Here is a 20,536-nt window from a genome sequence, read left to right on the forward strand (position 1 = left end):
ATCTCATTTTAACTATAATTATATCATTTTTTTGTTTGTTCCTAAATATTTACCCTATCAACTCATAGTAAACAGTACTATTTATTTCCGCAAATTTTCTCGTCATTATTTACATTTTGGCGTATTAAAATTAAAGTTGGCGAGATTATGAGTTACTTTTAATACTATCCATCTATATTTCTACAATTTCTATTTCTCCACTTCTTGATACAATTATCTTATCAATTTTATTGTCTAAATAAGCCTTCAATAAACTTTCTTCGTCTAAGACTGTAATATCCATTTCTTTCCTTGAATCAATCTTCTCTGACTTCAATTCTTCCAACTTACTCTCCAATAATATCTTTTTATCTTTGATAAAAGTTTTTTTCTTTAAATAGTCCTCTTTTGAAATATTTTTCTTTTTATAGTTTTCATAGATGATTTGTAAATTGCTGTTTAATATGGATATTTCCTTTAAAATCTCTTCTTTTACATTCTTGTGTTCTATAACTTTCTCTTTATTTAATGTGTTTTGAATCTTAAAATCTTTTAATTTGGGTTTTATAAGTTCAATAATATCTTTCTCTTTGATATTGTTTGGTTTTTTCTCAGCTTTACATAAATTACAATAATAAATCTTATACTTGTATATTTTATCAGAATTCTTCTTTTGTCTACTGTCACATCGTAAACTCATATGTCTACCACATTCTTTACAAAAAATCTTATCAGAAAAAATAGAACGATTTTTGTTTCCTGTATATCCCCCAAAACTTCGTTTTTCTTTTATTTTCTTAACCTTATCAAACACTTCTCTGGAAATAATAGATTCATGGGTATTTGGAAGTATTTTCCACTCATCTTCAGGAAGTAAAATTCTTTTTCTTCCACCTATTTTTGTTTCTTTGAATTTATTATATACATAATCTCCTGTATATAGTTCGTTCCTTGTAATCTGTGAGATAGCTGCATTTGTCCAAACTCTTTTCTTTACTTCACTTCCGGTAATTAAATTTCCAGTATAATCAGAAAGTTTCAGTTCTTCTTTTCGTTCAGAGCGTGTAATATAACCTTTTTCATTAAATATATTAGCCACTTGAATACACGAATATCCTTTTAGCAATAAATCAAAAGCTTCTTTAACTATAAAAGCTGTTTTTTCATCAATGATGATACTATGTTTATCTTTTGGATCTTTAATATATCCAAAAGGTGCTGCCCAATTTATATTTTTCCCCTGCGATTTAATTTGCCTAATAGAACCTCTTACCTTTTCAGATAATTCCTTACTGAATAAATCATAATACAATGTCTTAAACTGTGTATCTGTATCTAAGCCATTACCTTGTTCTTTTAAAGAATCATAGTTGTCATTAATAGCAATAAATCGTATTTTTAGAAATGGTAATATATTGCTTAAGTAATCCCCAAGCAAAATATAATCTCTTGAAAACCTAGACATATCTTTTACAATTATAGTTCCTACTTTACCACTCTTTATATCCTCAATAAGCCTTAAAAATGAAGGTCTATTTGTATTAGTAGCAGAATATCCATCATCTACATATTCTTCTATTTCACAACTTTTTAAAGAGGTTTCATTTTCAATGTAGCTTTTTATATAATCTCTTTGATTTACTATACTTACACTTTCATCTACTTTGTGATAATCTTCTTCAGAAAGTCTTAAATATATAGCTATCTTATTCATGCTCTACCTCCAACTGCTTTCCCACATCTTTATCAAGTTTAAACTTAAAATATATGGTAACCTGCTTATACTCTGATATTTCTATATGGCTAATTAATGTATCGACCAATTCTTTATCAACTTCTATGCTTTTAGCATCCAAGCAGCAAAATAGTACATCTATAAATTCTATAATTTCTCTTTTTTTCTTTTTTATATTTCTTATTCTTTCATCAAAAACTTTTAATTCATTTTTTAAGGTTTTTATTTGATTATTTATTTTTTTACTTTCTATTTTAAAATCACTTAAAAGAACCTCTCCTTTAACATAGTTTTCATATTGTTCTTGTAAATTGATCCTAAGAGAAGCAATCTTTTTATTATTTACATCTGTTTTTATAGAAACTTGATTTATCTTTTCAGCACTTATATTTTCTAAATATATTTTTAGTCGTAATCTTTTATCCTTTTTATAAAAGCTTGAAACCAGTCTTTTTAAGGTATCTACTAAAATTTTATCTAGGTCTGTTTCGTATATTCTTACATGAGATTTTTCTAAGTTTAATCTATCTCCACCTTTACAATAATAACAATAGCAAATCTCATCATGATATTTCAGTCCTCGTGGTCCATATTGTTTTTTCAAATATCTGCCACAAACACTGCACTGTATGAGGTCGTCATACTTTCCTTCTTTTTTATGATCTCTTTGAATTTTTACTCCAACATTTTCTTTTCCGTCTTTTATTATGTTTTTCAGTGAATGGTAAGGTAGATAGTTTTGTTTTTTCTCCTTTATCTCTCTGATATTTTCAAATGTAGTTTTGTCTATTAAACCTTCGTGGGTGTTCTCTGTTATAATCCACTCTTCTTTATCACGAAACTTACTTTTCCTACTTGGATCATGTCTATTTGAGTATACTCTTTGAATCAAATTCCCAATATATACTTCATCAGAAAGCATTTTTGATATATAAGAAATATCCCATTGTTTTGTATCTTCTTTATCCTTAAAAATTTTACCTGTTCTTTTATATTCATCAGGTGTCGTATATGTTTTAGTCAATTCTCTTGCTATTTGCATATTGGATTTACCTTGACTTGCCATATAAAAGATAAGTCTTACTACATCTGCTGCCTTTTCGTCCATCACCAGAACTCTTTTTCCATCAATTTTATCAACCTTATAGCCATACGGAGCCATCGCTCCTATAAAAGACCCTTGTTTCATTTTTATTTCTTTAGATGCTTTTATTTTCTTTGAAATATCTTTTGCGTATAAATCATTGAAGATATTTTTTATTGCTATTTCATAACTCTGATCTGATTTTATACCGTCTTTAGTATCAAGATTATCATTTACGGAAATAAATCGAACTCCCAAAAATGGAAATACTTTTTCGATATAGTTTGCGATTTCTAAATACTCTCTACCAAACCTTGACATATCTTTTACTATGATACAATTTATCCTACCTGTTCGGATATCTTCCATCATTTCAATAAATGCAGGTCTTTTAAAATTTGTTCCAGAATACTCATAGTCCTTGTATACTCTTAAAATCTTTATATCTTTTTCTTTTGCAGCATTTATACAGAGTTCTTCCTGCATTTCAAGTGAATTACTTTTATCCCTGTAAGCTTCCTTTCTTTCCTGTGATAATCTAGCATAAATACCGGCAATGTATATTTTTTCAATCACTTTTCCAACTTCTGTTCCTGATTGTGATATATGCCTATTTTTTGTTCTAGCCACAGCATACCTCACTTTCAGCGCTTACAAGACTTTTATTCATAACAGTGGGTATAGTTTTTGACTTCCTGCTTTTATCGATACTTTTCTTTTTTATAGTGTTGGCTTTAATGTCAGACTTATCCATTTTTGTCATTTCTTCAAGTAAAGACAATTCTTCAGTATGATTAAACCTAACATCTATCGTCTTATCTTCAGAAATAAAAATTTTATCAATAAGCATCACAACAGACAATCTATCTATTTCAGATAAATTTTTATACTTGTTAATGTCGATGATCCAACTCTTATTTTTATCAATCTTCTCCTTAGTATCTTCCTGTTTTTTTAATCTATACTCGATACTTTCATCTAATTTAGTCAATTTCTCTGTATAGTTTTTTCTAAAAAGTTGATATTCTTCTTTACTAATAACATCTTCTTTTAGGTCAAGGTATAGAGAAGATAAGAGTTCTTCTGTCATCGCTTTTTCTCGTTTTAGTATAGGAATTTGATTGTCTTTCAAATTTTTATTTATATCTATACGCTGAACTTTAGAATATAGATTTTCATTAAATTCAATGTAGGACTTCATTATTTTAGATACTGCTTTTATCAAGGTTTCTTCTTTTATGCTGTGTCTTGTGCAAGATTTTTCCTTGTTGTACTTTGAACAGATATAGAATATCTCTTCTCTTTTTTTATACTTTACAGTCCTTCTAATCAAAGAACTTCCACATTCTTTACAAAAAAGCATTCCTGTAAAAATATCAATTTTGTCCTTTCCACGAGAATTATTCAAATCTCTTTTTAACATAGTATTTGCAATAGTAAAAACTTCTTTACTTATAATTGCTTCATGGGTATTTTCTACTCTTATCCATTCTTCTTTCTCTTTTTCTATCTGCTTTTTATTTTTGTAACTTAAAGTAACACTCTTTCCTTGTAAGGTATTTCCAATATATACTTCATTTTCTATAATTCTATTTACTGTCTTTGCTGACCAGGTTCCACCTTTTGTGTTTTGAAATCCATTACACTTAAATCCTTGACTTTCTTTATATTTTCTTGGAGTTAAAACTCCTAAATGATTTAGTTCATCTGCAATTGCCTTTGAGGAATATCCCAAGAGTTTCATATCAAATATATTTTTGATAATATCTGATATCTCTTTATCAATCACTAACTTGTTTTTATTCTCCTCAGACTTTTTATATCCATAAGGTGCAAAAGCACTGATAAAGTCTCCTTTTTCTCTTTTTATCTTTTGAGAGCTTTTTACCTTATTGGAAATATCTCGGCAATAACTGTCATTGATGAAGTTTTTTATAGGAAGTATAAGGTGTGTATCGTTTATATCTGCACTTTTACTATCGTAATTGTCATTTACTGATATAAATCTTATACCGTTTTCCGGAAATATTCTTTGAATATATTTTCCAGCTTCTATATAATCTCTTCCGAATCTCGATAAGTCCTTTACAATAATTGTATTGAACTTTCTATCATAGGCAGCCTTTATCATTTCTTTAAAATTGGGACGATCAAAATTTGCACCTGAATACCCATCATCCACATACTCTTTGACAATTGTAATTTGATTTTTTCTTGCATAAGAGTTTATAATTTCTCTTTGATTGGATATAGAGTCACTTTCTGTTTTTTCGCCATCTTCTTTTGATAATCTTAAATACATAACTGCCAAATTTTCTTTTGCTAAATTGTTTTTAAACATAAAAAAGCCTCCTTTAATTCAATTTACATACAATAAATCGAACCAAGGTAAGGCTTCCACAAAAATATTATAACGCTCCTTATATTTTTTGTCAGCCCCTAATAGACAGAAAATTTTTCTTTGATGTATTCCTCTACTAAATTTTCTAAGCTAAATCCATTTTCAAAAGAAATTATTTCAATCTCTTTTAAATTTCTTATAAGACCAATACCATCACATTTAAGATAGGCTTCTTTTGCAGTCCAATATCTATGGAAACTTATTATATTGTTATCTATATTTATAATTTCATCTCTAGTAAAACAGTTTTCTAATATATCTTTAAACTCAAATTTAAAATTTATTTTTTCAACATCTATTCCTACTTCTCTTTTAGAAAAAGCTAACAAGACTAATCCTTCAGTGTGTGAGATGTTAAACTTTAATCCTATAGTGTTTTCTAGGTAAGGCTTATTGTTTTTATCTCGTTTGACTATTAAATCATTAATTCCTTTTTCTAGTAAACCTTTTAGGGATAAATTAAGTATTGCCCTTGATACTAGATAATTAATTTTTGCTATTTCTGATTTATAATCCTTTGATTTTATTATCTCCTCTTCAGTTAAATAAGAAAGTAATTTTTCTTCTAATAATTTGTCTGTATAAGCCTTAATTAGTATTAAATCATTATTAGATAATTTAGCTTTTAAATTTTCTAAAGTAAGAAAATCTTTAGTATTTCTTATCTCATATTCTTCAATTTTCATTTACTTTTATAAACTCTTTTATCTCTTTAATGACACTTTCAGGAGATGTATTGACAAACATATGCTTGCCATCGATATATCTATAAGTGAATTCTTTTGTGGTATAATCTTGCCATTTTATAAGTTCATCTAAGGTCATTTCTTGATCTTTATCTCCCATAAAACCTAGTATAGGTGATTCTAATTTCTCAAACTTTGTGTCTTGATAGTCTTCATCTATTACAAAATCTGCCCTAAGCGTTGGTAAGAAAATGGAAATTAAATCCTTATTAGCTAGAATTTCTTTTGGTGTTCCTTCATATCTTCTCAAGCCTTCTATAAATCCGTCATCGTCAAGATGATAAATTGGATGAGGTTCTTTATATAATGGAGCACGCCCTCCTGATATAATTATTCCTCTTGGATTTATGTAATCCGAATTTTTAATTCTTAATGCTAATTCATAGACTATTTTTGTTCCCATACTGTGTCCAAATAAATGATAAGGTTTTCTAAAATCAAAACTTTCTTTCATGTCTTCAAATAAACTATCCACTAAGATGTTAATGTCACTTATAGCCTTTTCAGAAAACCTGTTTTCTCTTCCTGGATACTGGGCAACAAATAATTTTATATCTTCAAACTCATCTTTCCATTTTCTAAAGGCAGACACTCCACCACCTGCAAATGGAAATATAAAAAGATTTGCTATTATATTATTTTCATTAATTTCTTTATTTAGTATTTCAAAGTTTTTTGACATAAATTCACCTTTTTATTTGTTTTCTGTTAGTATCGGCTAACTCAAAATTATTATATACTATTTGATAGCTTTTATCAATAGCTTTAAGATGCTTTTGGAAAAATAATTTTAAAGATAAAAATAGCATAGATATCTCATTATGCGAGCCATCTATGCTATTTATTATAAATTATAATCGAAATGTTTTTTTAATTTTTCAAAAGTTTCATCAGAAATAACATGCTCTATAAGACAAGCTTCGTCTTCAGCATTTTTTGCATCTATTCCAAGTCTTATAAATACGTCCGTCAAATATTTATGCCTTGTATACATTTTTTCGCAAAATATTTTTGACTTCTCTGTTAAACGAATTATTTTATCTTCACCATAAATAATCAGCCCTTTATTTTCAAGTTTTTTTAGCATTCTTGTAACAGTAGGTCTTTTATATTCTAAGTAATTAGCAAGATCCATATTTCTTACTTCCTCTTTTTCCAAAGATAAAATATATATAGCTTCTAAATAATTTTCCTCTGCAAATTCCCTGTGTAAAATAAATTACTCCCCCTTCTTAAATTGTTAGTAACTAATAATTTAATTAAATATCTTTAAATATGATAATTTAAAATATTTTTTAATATCATACATATTATTATAGTTGTAAAAGTATCTATTTCAAAGTAATTTTTTTAATTTTTTAAAATTTAAGTTATCATAAAATAGTGTATTTTTATTAAACAAAAATAGCAAAAATAGCAAAAATAGCAAGCACAGTAAGTGCATATGCACTTACTAAAAATGGAATAAGAATGCTACGATTATATCGCTTATTTTTTCCATTTTACTTGTTGGGGAATATCCCCAAACCCCTAAATTTATAATAATTAAATTCAGCAACAAACGCTTATAATAGCTTCAACGTAAACTTGAATATTATCTCAAAAAGTGATAAAATATCAATAATAAAAATTTAAATCAGGAGATTCCCAAACGAAATATATAGAATAAATTAAACCTGTAAGTCAAGTTATCCTACTTGAATTTACAGGTTTTCTTTTTTATTTCGATTAATAAATTTATTAGGAAGAGGAACTTCAAGGAAGTTTACTACGAGCTCTATCTATATAATTATTATCACATAAGAAAGAGGGATTGAGAAAAAATGTAGTATTTATTATTACAACTACAATATACGAGGAGGTTAAATTATGACAAGTAGATTTAGAAATAACGGAATCTATTTAATGTTATCTGATGAGGAGTTAGAATTGCTAAATGAAAAATATAAAGCATCTAAGTGTAAAACTCTTAGACAATTTATTATGAAATGTATTTTAGAAAAAGATATTTATGTACTAGATATGGATGTCTTTCGTGAAATGTCAACAAATATAAGTCGTACTTCAAATAATATAAATCAAATTGCTAAAAGGTTAAATACTACATCAATTATATATAAAGATGATGTAGAAGATTTAAAAAGCCTATTAGAAAATCAAGCGAAAGATATTTTCTCTATGCGTAAAAAAATATACTCTCTTACTAATTCTAATAGCATAAATACTGAGAAAAAATAATGGCAATTACTAAAATTCATCCTATAAAATCCACTTTAAAAATAGCACTTGATTATATTATGAATAGTGATAAAACAGATGGAAAAATTCTAATTTCCTCCCTAAACTGTAACCCTATAACTGCTCATTTAGAATTTGAACAAACAAAAAGAGAATGTAATTCTAAAGCAAAAGTTTTGGCAAGACATTTAATTCAATCTTTTTTCCCTGGAGAAACTACTGCTGAAGAGGCTCATCAAATAGGTATAGAACTATGCGATAAAATCTTAAAAGGAAAGTATGAATATGTTCTTACTACCCATATAGATAAGGGACATATTCACAACCATATACTATTTAATAATGTTTCTTTTGAAACTGGTAAAGCATATCAAAGTAACAAAAAAACTTACCACCAAATTAGAAATCATAGTGATGATTTATGTAGAAAGTATAAGCTATCAGTTATAGATGAAGATTATGTAAAATTTAAGGAAAAGTATAAAACCAATGGTAAATCCTACAAAGAATATATTGAATTTAAGAAAGGAAAATCTTGGAAACATAAACTTCAAATCGCTATTGATCATACTATTATTAAAGCAAATAGCTATGAGAATTTCTTAAAGCTTATGGAAGAATATGGCTATGAAATTAAACTTGGAAAATATCTTTCTTTCAGACATAAAAAACAAGGAGAAAAAGGGCGATTCATTCGTGCGAGGGAAACTACTCTTGGAAAAGATTATACAAAAGAGAAAATAAAAGAAAGAATTGAAAATAAGGTGAATGAAAATTACAAAAATAACAAAATTTGTTATGATAAAAAATCTTATAAGAAATTTGATAATATAATAGACATAGAAAGTAATGAAAAGGTTAAATCTTCTAAAGGTTATGAAATATGGGCAAGAAAGCATAACATGAATACTATGGCGAAGACCTTAAATCAGCTTAGAAAATACGGTCTATCATCTAGTATGGATTTGGAAACTAAACTCCAAGAAGAGTCTGTTAATAGGCAAGAAATCCTAAATAAAATTAAAGATGTTGAAAAAGTTATGAGCGAAATTTACGTAGCTATTGAAGACATTAACACAATAAAAATAAATAAGGTTATCTATAAAACCTATAAAGAAAATCCAAATGATAAAGATTTTTATAGTGAATATAAGCCTCAAATTATCGCATATGAAAAAGCAATAAATACTTTAGAAAAGTGTCAATATAAAAATCTAAGTATAAAAGAGTTGTCAAAATTATATGATGAATACAAAAATAAAAAAGATATTCTTATGGATGACTACGCCAACGAGAATATATTGATAAATGAATTGACCCAATTAAGAAAGAATACTGATAAGTATATTTATAATGAATTATATAAGTAAGTCTGCTGTATCAGCTTCTCCGGTAGTGTGAAAAGTTTTGTGTATCAGCACTCATGATAGAATGTGGCTGATATTTTTTCAATATGACCCATCATTTTCCCTTAAAGACAACTAATAAAAAAATACAGGAGGCAGACTAAAACCTGCCCCCTATAATCTTTTACCTTTCTATGCTATTATCCTTTTTCTTCTTTTCATCCACTTTCATATCCCCTTTAGTCTTAAATTCCTTTAATTTCCCTAGTGTTGATGCTTTTGCTTTAGTATGCTCTTTAGCTTTTAATAACTTTGCAGAGTATACTTTTAGACTTGTGTATTCCTTATTATCCTTTCCCATACTTTTCTTTTCTTTGCCAAATAGGTGTACAAAATCTCCTTTTTTCAAATTTTTTACTTGATTGATTTTGTCATTATAGGCGTAGCAGCTGATGAATTTTGCATTTCCTTCCTTGTCATTTTCAGCAATAGAAAAGGAGGCTACTTTAAAGTCCCTCCCATCTTTTGATTTTAAATCTTTAATTTCTATATCAGTTGCTATATTTCCATCTATATTTAATGTATCCTTTTCTTTATTATCAATATCTTTCATCTCTTTATCTCCTTGTTCTTGATTAGCTTCTAAATTTTCTTTTAACTCTTCTTCGTCTATATATTCAATAAACTTTTCATCAATAAGACCCATAACTGAATCGTTCATATAATTATCATAGGCATTATTAAGAACATTATCATTTTCTACTCCTGTTTCAAGAGATATAATACCTTTTACAAATTCTTTATGATTATATTCTGCTAAAAAATCTATTGTATTTTTCATGCTTTCAAAATTTGTATTTTCCATATTTGCTATTGTTTTTATATCACTTGCGTATCTAACAGAATCCCATTCATACTTTCCACTTTCTTTGTTAAACTCTACTCCTGTGGCTAAAATAAATTGCTTTCCGTCAAATAAGGTAGCTTGATTATCTTTCACATCCAATACCATAGTGTCTCCAAATTCAGTTTTAATTACATTTCCCTTTTTTATATTCATTTTTATTCCTCCATTTCTATTTTTATCTTTCTTATCTGTTAAATCTTTTATTTCTTCTTCCTTTCCGTCACTAATAATAAATTGTTTTATTTCTTCAACTGTTGGATCATCAATTGTAGTCTGGATAAATCCAACTAATTTATCTTCTGAATCGGCAAAATTTTTAATTCCATATTCAACTATATTGTTGATTATTCTCTGAGTATTACCATCAAAAGAAAAATTTTCTCGAATAAATTCATTAAATCTATCTCTATCAAATTCCATATTCTTTTTCCTCTAATAATCTCATTAAAAGTTTTATCTGCCACATGGTTCACTATTATTTATTTCTTTTATATTATTATTTACTGCTAAATTTCCCTTATATTCCTTTAATTTATCCATAATAGATGTTTTTTCTTTCCTTTCAAAATCTCCTATTTCCTGCACTTTACTATCTCTAAAATCAGCATCATTTCTATCTATTATTCCATCTAAATCCATATCTTTAGATAATGGATCATAGAAGTTGCCATCATCATCTATTTCAAGTCCCATTACTTCTCTCAGTTTTTCTTCATTTACTGATACAAGCTCACTAAAATTCCAAAAGCCAATAGATGTCTTTATCTGTACTAGCTCTTTTAAATCACTTGCATCTAAGGGATCATAGGTGTATTGAAAGCTGTCAATTAGGTTCTTATTTACATAGGTGTTCATCTTGTAATTTATTAAATCTAAACTTACTTGTATTTCATGTTTTTCATCTGGTGTAGTTGTATAAGCTATTCCTATATCTGTTAAGTCAGGAAATATAGTATCAAAGTCCTCTAACCTGTTTTCTTCATCATATTCTCTGTTAAGGAAGTCTATCAATTCTTCCTTTACTTCTTCTAGTAATGGATTATCTTGGCTTATATCTTCACTTTTTCCCATATCTAGTAAATTATTTACTTCTGCAAGTCTCAGTGTCTTATCCTTTAAAAGTTCAGCTTGTGGAAATGTCTTTTGTATTTCAATTTTAGCTGTTTGAAATTGCTCTTCTGTATCTTTTAGTTTTGAAATTGTATTTTCTAATCTTTCTGGTAATTTATCCAATACATTATCCATTCTTGTTATATTACCTATTTCATCTGTTCCAAACTCTCCTCTATATTCTCCCTTACCTTTTAATATAAAGTTATATTTATTGAAAAAAGAATCATATTTTATGGATAAATCAAAATTTCTATATTCACCTATTTTTTCTCCATCTTTATCCATTTCCCTATATATTTTAACTCCCTTAATTTTGTTCAACAAAAACTCTCCAGCTATTTTCTTATCTATATACTTCTTTCCGTCAATAATTAGAGAGGTAAATTTATTATCTTCTTTTAAATTTTTATCTACTTCTCTATAAGGCTCAACATTTTTAATATCTTCCTTTAAGTTCTCTATCCTTTCTTTTAATCTTTCTATTTCCTTTGGATAAAATTTAACTACTTTATCTTCCAGCTTGTAAAGATTTGATTTAAAATTGGACTCTAGCATTTTAAGTTTAGAAACTTCAACATCAAGGTCCATCTTCTCCTTTATTAATGGATTTCCTGTTGCAAGAGCTTTGATTTCGGCATAGTTTAATGTGGCTTCGTCTACATCTTCTGCAACTCTTACAGGAGTCTTTGAAGTCATAATTTGGGAAATATATTTTTGTTTATTCTCTAAGGTTTGGAATAGGTAGGCATCAAAAGTATTTTCTGTTACATATCTAAATATATGGACTTCCTTATTCTCATTTCCCTGCCTCACAATCCTGCCTGCCCTTTGAGAAAGATCAGCAGGTCTCCATGGTATATCAAGATCGTGAATTGCAATTAGTTTGTCTTGGGCATTAGTACCTGCTCCCATTTTCTGTGTTGAACCAAGTAAGACTCTTATTTCTCCCTTTCTTACCTTATCAAAGATAGCGTCTTTTTCCATATTGTTTTTTGCCTTATGAATAAATTCTATTTCATTTTCAGGTACTCCCATATCTATAAGTTTTGTTTTAATATCATCATAGATATTAAAATCACTACTTGGTGTAGACATATCACAAAATATTAATTGAGCAGATTTTTTATCTTTATATTTGTCCCAAATGCTAAATACATTTTTTATACAGGTATTCACCTTACTATCAGGATCATCAGGAAGTAAAGGATTGATTAATCTTTGATCTAATGCCATCTTCTTCCCATCATTTGTTATTAATAGCATATTATCAACACTTGAATCTACCTGCTTATCACGAACCTTATCTGCTCTCTCGGAAAAAGTTTCAAGAATTTCTTTTTGTTCTTCAGTAGGCTTTGTTTTTATAGTTTCATAATGGGCAATTGGTGTAGGAAGATTTAAAACATCAGCTGTTTTAATATCCATAAATCCTTTTACAGTATTCATAAGTTCAGGAAGATTATAAAATTTTGCAAATCTGGTTTTGCTCCTATAACCATTACCCTCAGGATTTAATTCTATTGCCGTTATCGTTTCTCCAAAAGTAGATGCCCAAGAATCGAAATGTTGCAATTTCATCTTTTTTAATTCATCATACTGTAAATATCTCTGCATGGTATAAAGTTCAGCCATACTGTTGCTTACTGGTGTACCTGTGGCAAATACTAATCCTTTATTATTAGTTATTTCATCCATATAGCGGCATTTCATAAGCATATCTGATGATTTTTGTGAATCTGTAGAAGTAATTCCTGCTACATTCCTCATTTTAGAAAATAGATAGAGGTTTTTGTATGCGTGGGCTTCATCTACAAATAACTTATCTACTCCCAGTTCCTCAAAGGTTACAACGTCATCTTTCTTATAATCAGCATTTAGTTTTTCTAACTTTGTCTCTAATTTTTTCTTTGTTTTTTCTAATTGCTTTACAGTAAATCTTTGATCCCTTTCTCTCTTATATTCATCTATATAGTCAATGATTTCATCAATTTGACCTTGCAATTCATATTCTTGTCTTTCTTTTGATATAGGAATTTTTTCAAATTGACTGTGCCCTATAATAACAGCATCAAAACTTCCTGTAGCAATACGACTACAAAATCTTTTTCTTCTATCTGGTGTAAAATCTTTTTCTGTAGCACATAATACATTAGCTCCTGGATAAAGTTCATTAAATTCTCTTCCAAATTGCTCTACAATGTGGTTAGGAACAACAAACATTGACTTATTACTCATACCAAGTCTTTTTGACTCCATGGCTATACCTATCATTTCAAAGGTTTTTCCTGCTCCTACTTCATGGGCAAGTAAAGTATTTCCACCAAACAAACCTCTTGCTATGGCATCTTTTTGATGTGCTCTTAATTCTATTTCAGGATTCATTCCTTCAAAAGTAAGATTAGATCCATCATATTCCCTTTGTCTTATGGAATTGAATCTTTCGTTATAATCTTCTACTAATCTATTTCTTCTTTCCACATCATCAAATATCCAGCTTTTAAATTCTTCTTTTATCATCTCTTGCTTACTTCTTGCAAGCATTGTTTCTTTTTGATTAAGCACAGATTTTTTCTTTCCATCACTGTCTTCTACTTGGTCAAATACCTTAGTATCTCTTAAATTTAAAGTATCTTCTATCAATTTGTAGGCATTTACCCTATTTGTACCATAGGTAAAAGAAGCAAGGTCATTGTCCCTATCAGAGCTTTTTCCTTCAACTCTATATTCTCCTGTAAAGTCAGAATACTTAATATCTATATTCCACCTTGATGAAACTGGTGTTTTCAACAAATCAAACATAAATTTTTTGTAATCTTGTTCCGGTATCCATGTTGCACCCATTCTAACTGTAATCTCACTTGCATCTAGTGCTTTAGGCATTACTTCCACTAGCTTTGCTTTTTGAAAATGTAACTCTTCTAATTCTTTTTTTAAGAGTTTACTATCCTCTAGATTTTCTTCCTTTCCTAACTCTTTTTCGATGTTTTTAATATAAGAGTCTACAACTTCAATTTTATCTCTTATATTTCCTGACAAGTATTCATCAGCACTTACGTAAGGTCTTGAAAAATCTCCTAGCTCATTAGCAGACTTAAATGGATTTATATCATTAGGTTCAAAGGAATCTAAATTTAAAAATATTTCTCCCTTTAATTCTTCTATTAATTTATCTCTTGTTTTTCCTGTCAATTCTTCCATATAATCAAAATTTATTTTACCTTTTTGACTAATAGAGAGTACCAGAGCATCTATTGCCCTATCTGTATGATCTATTATTACAGCTTTTTTTATAGTTCTCTTGTTAAAGATATCAGATTTTCCTATAAAGTTGCCTTCTTTATCTAATTTCTCCAAAGTTGAAATTAAAGAAAAATTGGCATCTTCTCTAAATAACTTTTTATTGGTTTTTGAATTTAGTCTTCCATGTTTGCTATTGAAATCATCGTAGAATTTATTTAGATTTTCTTGTTCTTTTTTTATCTCTTCATCTGAATAGTCTTCTTTTTGATAGGTTATAACTTTCCTTAGACTTTCATTTAATCTTAAATATTCTTTTACCTTATCTTTATCCTTTTCATTTAAGGATATTTTTTGCATAATTGAATTTTCTCTAAAATATATTTCATCATCCACTAAAGCAAAAGAATAGTTTTTAACTCTATCATCAGCCGGTATTGTTTCTTCTCCTAAATCATCATTTATTTGAGCTTCTTCATACCTACCTTGAATATTTTTAATGGCTTTTTTTAGTCCTTCTTCTAAAGAAATATCTTTATTTTCAATACATGCAAGGCTTGTCCCAAATCTTGACGGTATTTCTTCCATAGTCCCTATTACCATCTGAGGATTATCTACAAAGTATTTATTATATATTAGTCCTTTTTCGTTTTCATCTAGCTTTACCCAGTCTTCATCTATCTTTAATAGCCTATCTCTCTTTTTTAAAAAGATTATATCTGAAGTTACTTCTGTACCTGCTACTCCTTTAAATGTTCTATTAGGTAGTCGTATTGCTCCTAAGAACTCCGCCCTTTCTGATATATATCTTCTAACATCTTCACTTTTTTTATCCATTGTTCCTGAAGATGTTATAAATGCAATGATGCCGCCATCTCTAACCTTATCTAAAGTTTTAGCAAAAAAATAATCGTGAATTAGAAAGTTATTTCTTTCATACTCACGATCTGCTACTTTAAATTCTCCAAAAGGAATATTTCCTATGGCCACATCAAATAGGTTGTTAGAAAAATTGGTTTCTTCAAATCCTTTTATTTGTATATTGGCATTAGGGTAAAGTTCTTTGGCAATTTGTCCACTAATGCTATCTAATTCAACTCCATAAAAGTTTGACTCTTTCATTTCTTCAGGTAGATTTCCTATAAATCTCCCTGTCCCAGCACTTGGTTCTAATATATTTCCTTTTTCAAAGCCAAGATTAGAAAGACTTTCATAGATAGAGTCTATAACTACTTTCGGCGTATAAAAAGCCGTTAAGGTTGATTCTCTTGCCCTATTATATTCTTCCCCAGTTAGATTTTCTTTTAAAAAGTTTCTTGCATCAAGCCATTGACCTTCCTTTTCTTCATCAAATACATCAGAAAGTCCTCCCCAGCCAATATATTTTGTCAAAATTTCCTGTTCATCTTTTCTTGCACTTCTATTTTCTTTTTCTAAAGCCTTTAAGACATTTATAGCTTCAATGTTGTTTTTTAATCTCTGTGAAGGTGGTAGGTTTTCTTCTTCATTAATAATTTTATAGTTTTCTAAAGAAACTTCAGAAATCCCTTCTATATTTTCTCTATCAGTCTTTTTGTCTTTTTTAACTTCTTCTTCGTTATTATTGTCAATATCTTCAAAGCTGATTTGGTCTACTAGTTCCCCTTTATCAATAGATTGTTTTTCTTTTTCACTAGATTTATATACTTCTAAATCAAGATTTTTGTAATCATTAAAAAGAATTGTTTCACTTCCAGTAATAAAACCATTCATTAGTCCTGTGCTATCTTCTAGTTCTATAGTTTTAGGACTTGTATTATCGTTAATGGCGGTTATAGTGTATTCTTTTCCTTTGTATCTAACACTCATACCTTCTTTAAATGGATTTTCTTCTTGCCTTGTTCTATCATTTTCTATTTGCTGATTTAAATATCCATTTAAAAGCACTTCTCTATGTTTGTCATCAAGTAAATAAGGTAAGTTACTTAATATGTCCTTATAACTTTTATATTTTATAGCTTGATTAGAATTTAAAATATATCCATTGTATCGTAAATTTTGTCTTAGAGTTTTTTCTTTTATATCTAAGATTAGCTCTACATCAAAGCCTTCTTTTCCATCGATTGTCTCCTTAATACTATCTGGGATTTTTAATAGTCCTTCTTCTATTTTCTTTGATAGTAGTAAGTATTCTTCATTTTGAGGATCAAAATAGTATTCTCTTTTTTCTTTGATATCCTTATCTATTAACTTGGAAAGAACTTCTTTTTTATCTCTTATTTCTTCAATTTTTGATTTTTCTTCTTGCGATAAATTTATATTAAAAGTAATTTTATTTTCTTCATTTATATGTGCTAAATTTTGATATGCACCACTGATTTCAAGATTTTTATTAAAAACATATATATCATTATAATAATCCGGAAATTGCTGATTAAAACTTTGAACATCTATATCATAGCCTTTCTCAAATTTTGTAACTTTATCATCAGCAATTTCAAATAATCCTTCTCTTTCCAATTCTAATACATCATTTAAATTTGTAAGGTTTACTTCTTTCATTTTGACAGTAATTTCATCAAACAAACTGTCTATTTTTCTGCTATCCTCAAAAGATTTCCCTTTATATAAATTGTAGATCTTTCCTTGTGAGTTTTCCTTTCTTGGATAAACTCTAATTCCTGTTTCTTCTAGTTCTATATCCTTTGTTTTCTCTTTATCTACTAAAGCATAATAAAATCCTACTTTTACCGCTATTTTATCTTCTACAATCTCTTTTGTTAATTTTTCTTCTGCTTCATTTCTTAATACTTCTAAAGCTTTTAAATCGCTTCCTTTAAAGGAATGTGAGAATAGTTTTAAGTCCTTATCAAAATAGGCATCATATGAATAATATGTTATTTGATTATGGTTATTATCATATCCACTAGAAATATTTTTTATTTTTAAATATTTATTATCCTCTGTTTTAACTATATCACCCACTTTTATAGAGAGGATTTGCTTATCATCTTCTATATTGTTTTCAAGTGAATTATTTAAATATTCTCTATATCTATGTTCTATTCTAATGCCTAATTCTTTAACCTTATCTATTGACTTCATATCATCTGGAAGATTTTCCTGCTTATCGGCAACTTCTCTCATGATTTTTACATATTCTCTTTGGAATACAGAGTTAAAACTTGCTAAGGTATTATTTCCTAAGTTTTCTCTTGCCTTTATAATTTCATTTTCTAAAACTTTATCCTTAACTAATACATCAAAAATTCTATCTTCAATTTGATTTATTGAAATTATTTTTTCATCTATCTTATTTTCTTCTATAGTTTGATTAAGTTCTATCTGACTTTTTCCTATTTGTTCATAAAGAAATTCAAAGTCTCTTTGGTTGATCTCATTTCCATCACCTATGTCTATCTTATAGTGATCAACTATTTTCCCATCTACTATATGGTTAAAATAGAATTTGGAATACCCCTCCCACTTATCAGTCATCTGCCCATATTCATCTTCTCCTAAGGTCTTATTATGAAGTCTTATCTTTTCATCTATTTCCCTTATTTCATCTAATAGTTCTTTAGTCAGCCTTTGTCCTGCATAATCTTTTTCTATTAGACTTGAACCCTCATTAAACTCAATTATCCAATAATCATCTTTTCTATGGCTATCTAAATCAAAACCTATATTCTCTTTATTTTTATTAGGATAAAATTCCTTAAATTCTTCAAAACCATTTACTATATCATCATCTATAACTTCTTTGTTAGAATTAACTACAATATTTGGAATATCATCATATCGACTTTGACTTTCTAAAAGGTAATATTCTCTTCCTTCTATTTCTTCCTTTTCTTTAATATAAAAAGTGTCATGTATTCCCTCAAGAATAATTCCATCGTCTAACTTGTCTAATGGTATATCTAATTGTTTTTCAAAGGCTATGGAATATATTTCTTCTTTTAAAAAGTTTGGTATAAATTCATCATAAATGATAAGTCTTCCATTATCACCTATACTTGCTACAGACTGTCCTTGATAATAATATATAGAACTATTATTTGTTCTTTCCATATATACATCATTATCAGTTGGAGGCAAATCATCTTGATAATTTATATACTCCTGGCTTTCTTTTTCTGTTTTATTGATTTCCTGATCTGTTTTTTTCTCCCTATTTCCTTGAAAACTTTCTTCATCTATATATCTATTCTTTTTAATAAGGTCATTAATTCTTCTTGCAACATTAGACCAAGATAGTAGTATTTCTTTTGCATTACCTTTATTATATTTTATTCCCTTCGCATCGTGCCACTCACCACTTTCTCTTGCAGCAGATAGTGCATGAGAACTTCCACCTACGCCATATTCATTTTTCAAGAAGTCTGCTTGTTCTTTCAAATCATGCTTTTTAGTGAAAAATTCATATATTCTTTTCTTTCCATCAGAAAACCCACTTCCTCTTTTTAAGTTTTCATCTATCTCATCTTGTGTTATGAAACTCTGAATAGGTGCAATATCCTTTAAATTTGACCTATATAATTTTCTTTCTATTTCTAGATCATTGATATCATTATAGATTCTAGATAATTTATAATGATGAAATCTTAAAATATCAGGATTAATCTTATATTCTTCTAAAAATACCTCGTATTCTTTTCTGAGTTTATTTATAAAATTTTTATCTTCAAGTTTTTTCCCGAGATTTTCTTTTTCATCTGGGAAGCCTCTTCCTTTTATATCATTAAGAATCGCTAAATATCTGTCCTTAGTTTCATCAGAAAGATCTCTCTTTAAATACAATAATTTTTCTGCTATTTTTTCTCTTTCATATGTGGCACTTTCTATAACCTCCACGTTGCTAGCAAATTCTCCTCTATTTAATAAATCATTAATATTATTAGCTAAATCTTTCCAAGAAACTATTTGCCCTTCTCTATATCTTGCCTCATCTCCATCTTTAAAAATTGCTCCTTCCTTTCCAAACCATGCAGATATCTTTCTTCCTTCAATTTCAAGACCATTGGCTCCCCTATATATTTCTTTCAAAAAGTCTGACTGTTCTTCTAAAGATTTACCCTTAGAAAATTCTGCTATTACTGCTAATCTTCCATCTTCATGATTTCCTCCATGTATTAAAAATGTATCTATTTCTCTTTGACTTATTGGATTTGAGAAGGATATTTGCTCTCCCTGATTTTTAGCAGAAAAAAAGGAAGTAGACTCTGATATGTACCCCCTTTACTGGACAAACCAGTAAAGGGGGTATTTATTATGCGTTACTCATCAGAGTTCAAAATGAAATGTGTCGAATTATATCGACAAGGAATATGGGCCGAAACGCCTGAAAAAGTTATGAAGAGTAGTTTTCGGAAAAAAATAGTAGAATGGGATAAAATTGAAAAAATTCACGGCCCTAAGGGGTTAGAGCGCGTTAAAAAGCAGAGAAAATGGTCACAAGAAGAAAAATTGACATTTGTTCTACAGGTTTTAAATGGGAAAACTCTTACAGAGGTTTCTTTTCCAGCAGGAATTAATCACGGATTATTAAGTTCTTGGGTTCACAAGTATCTAACTTATGGATATAATGGTCTAAAGAATGAGAAAAGTGGACAAGCATTATCTAAGGAGCCTGTTATGAATAAAAAACTTGTATCAGATACCCTTTCAGAATCAGAACGAGAAGAATTAATTCGTTTGCGTGAACGAAATGCATATTTAGAGGCTGAAATTGCTGTTATAAAAAAACTGAGAGCCTTGAGAAAAGAACA

General features: G+C 28.4%; 11 protein-coding genes. 3 read left to right on the forward strand and 8 right to left on the reverse strand.

The genetic code is table 11. The features are described 5' to 3' along the window. Positions 1–172 precede the first annotated feature (172 nt). The 6 genes from ADH99_RS06175 to ADH99_RS06200 form a co-directional block, all read right to left on the reverse strand. Positions 173–1,693, reverse strand: coding sequence for a recombinase family protein (locus ADH99_RS06175; RefSeq protein WP_049554997.1), 1,521 nt, complete (start codon positions 1,691–1,693; stop codon positions 173–175). Beyond that, positions 1,686–3,428, reverse strand: a complete 1,743-nt coding sequence (locus tag ADH99_RS06180) for a recombinase family protein (RefSeq protein WP_049554996.1) — start codon at positions 3,426–3,428, stop codon at positions 1,686–1,688. Before ADH99_RS06180 ends, ADH99_RS06175 begins: the two co-directional genes overlap by 8 nt. Then, entirely contained in the window at positions 3,421–5,139 is a 1,719-nt protein-coding gene (locus ADH99_RS06185) for a recombinase family protein (RefSeq protein ID WP_049554995.1), read from the reverse strand. Before ADH99_RS06185 ends, ADH99_RS06180 begins: the two co-directional genes overlap by 8 nt. A 98-nt stretch (positions 5,140–5,237) precedes the next feature. Further along, positions 5,238–5,885, reverse strand: coding sequence for a 4'-phosphopantetheinyl transferase family protein (locus ADH99_RS06190; RefSeq protein ID WP_049554994.1), 648 nt, complete (start codon positions 5,883–5,885; stop codon positions 5,238–5,240). Then, positions 5,875–6,627, reverse strand: a complete 753-nt coding sequence (locus tag ADH99_RS06195; protein ID WP_049554993.1) for a thioesterase II family protein — start codon at positions 6,625–6,627, stop codon at positions 5,875–5,877. The genes ADH99_RS06190 and ADH99_RS06195 overlap by 11 nt, the downstream gene beginning before the upstream one ends. Positions 6,628–6,789: 162 nt before the next feature. Continuing rightward, positions 6,790–7,161, reverse strand: coding sequence for a metal-dependent transcriptional regulator (locus tag ADH99_RS06200; protein ID WP_072071458.1), 372 nt, complete (start codon positions 7,159–7,161; stop codon positions 6,790–6,792). 653 nt (positions 7,162–7,814) lie between these two features. Here ADH99_RS06200 and ADH99_RS06205 point away from each other — a divergent pair. Together ADH99_RS06205 and ADH99_RS06210 are read left to right on the forward strand one after the other, a co-directional pair. Continuing rightward, a complete protein-coding gene (locus tag ADH99_RS06205; protein WP_049554992.1) occupies positions 7,815–8,183 on the forward strand; it encodes a plasmid mobilization protein in 369 nt (122 codons plus the stop codon). Further along, positions 8,183–9,553 (forward strand): relaxase/mobilization nuclease domain-containing protein, encoded by a 1,371-nt coding sequence (locus ADH99_RS06210; RefSeq protein ID WP_049554991.1) that lies wholly within the window; start codon positions 8,183–8,185, stop codon positions 9,551–9,553. Before ADH99_RS06205 ends, ADH99_RS06210 begins: the two co-directional genes overlap by 1 nt. Before the next feature lie 160 nt (positions 9,554–9,713). On the opposite strand, the gene ADH99_RS06215 is transcribed toward ADH99_RS06210, so the two are convergent. Next, positions 9,714–10,856 (reverse strand): single-stranded DNA-binding protein, encoded by a 1,143-nt coding sequence (locus ADH99_RS06215; RefSeq protein WP_049554990.1) that lies wholly within the window; start codon positions 10,854–10,856, stop codon positions 9,714–9,716. 33 nt (positions 10,857–10,889) lie between these two features. Beyond that, the gene (locus ADH99_RS06220) at positions 10,890–19,814 is read right to left on the reverse strand and encodes an SNF2-related protein (RefSeq protein ID WP_198408238.1); all 8,925 of its coding nucleotides are present in this window, start codon (positions 19,812–19,814) and stop codon (positions 10,890–10,892) included. A 225-nt stretch (positions 19,815–20,039) separates the two neighbouring features. Between ADH99_RS06220 and ADH99_RS06225 the strand changes: the two genes are divergently transcribed. Continuing rightward, positions 20,040–20,536: transposase (locus ADH99_RS06225; protein WP_049554915.1), on the forward strand; the 497-nt coding region annotated here is incomplete at its 3' end.

The organism is Granulicatella sp. 572.rep1_STHE (genome assembly GCF_001073445.1).
Lineage (GTDB): Bacteria > Bacillota > Bacilli > Lactobacillales > Aerococcaceae > Granulicatella > Granulicatella adiacens.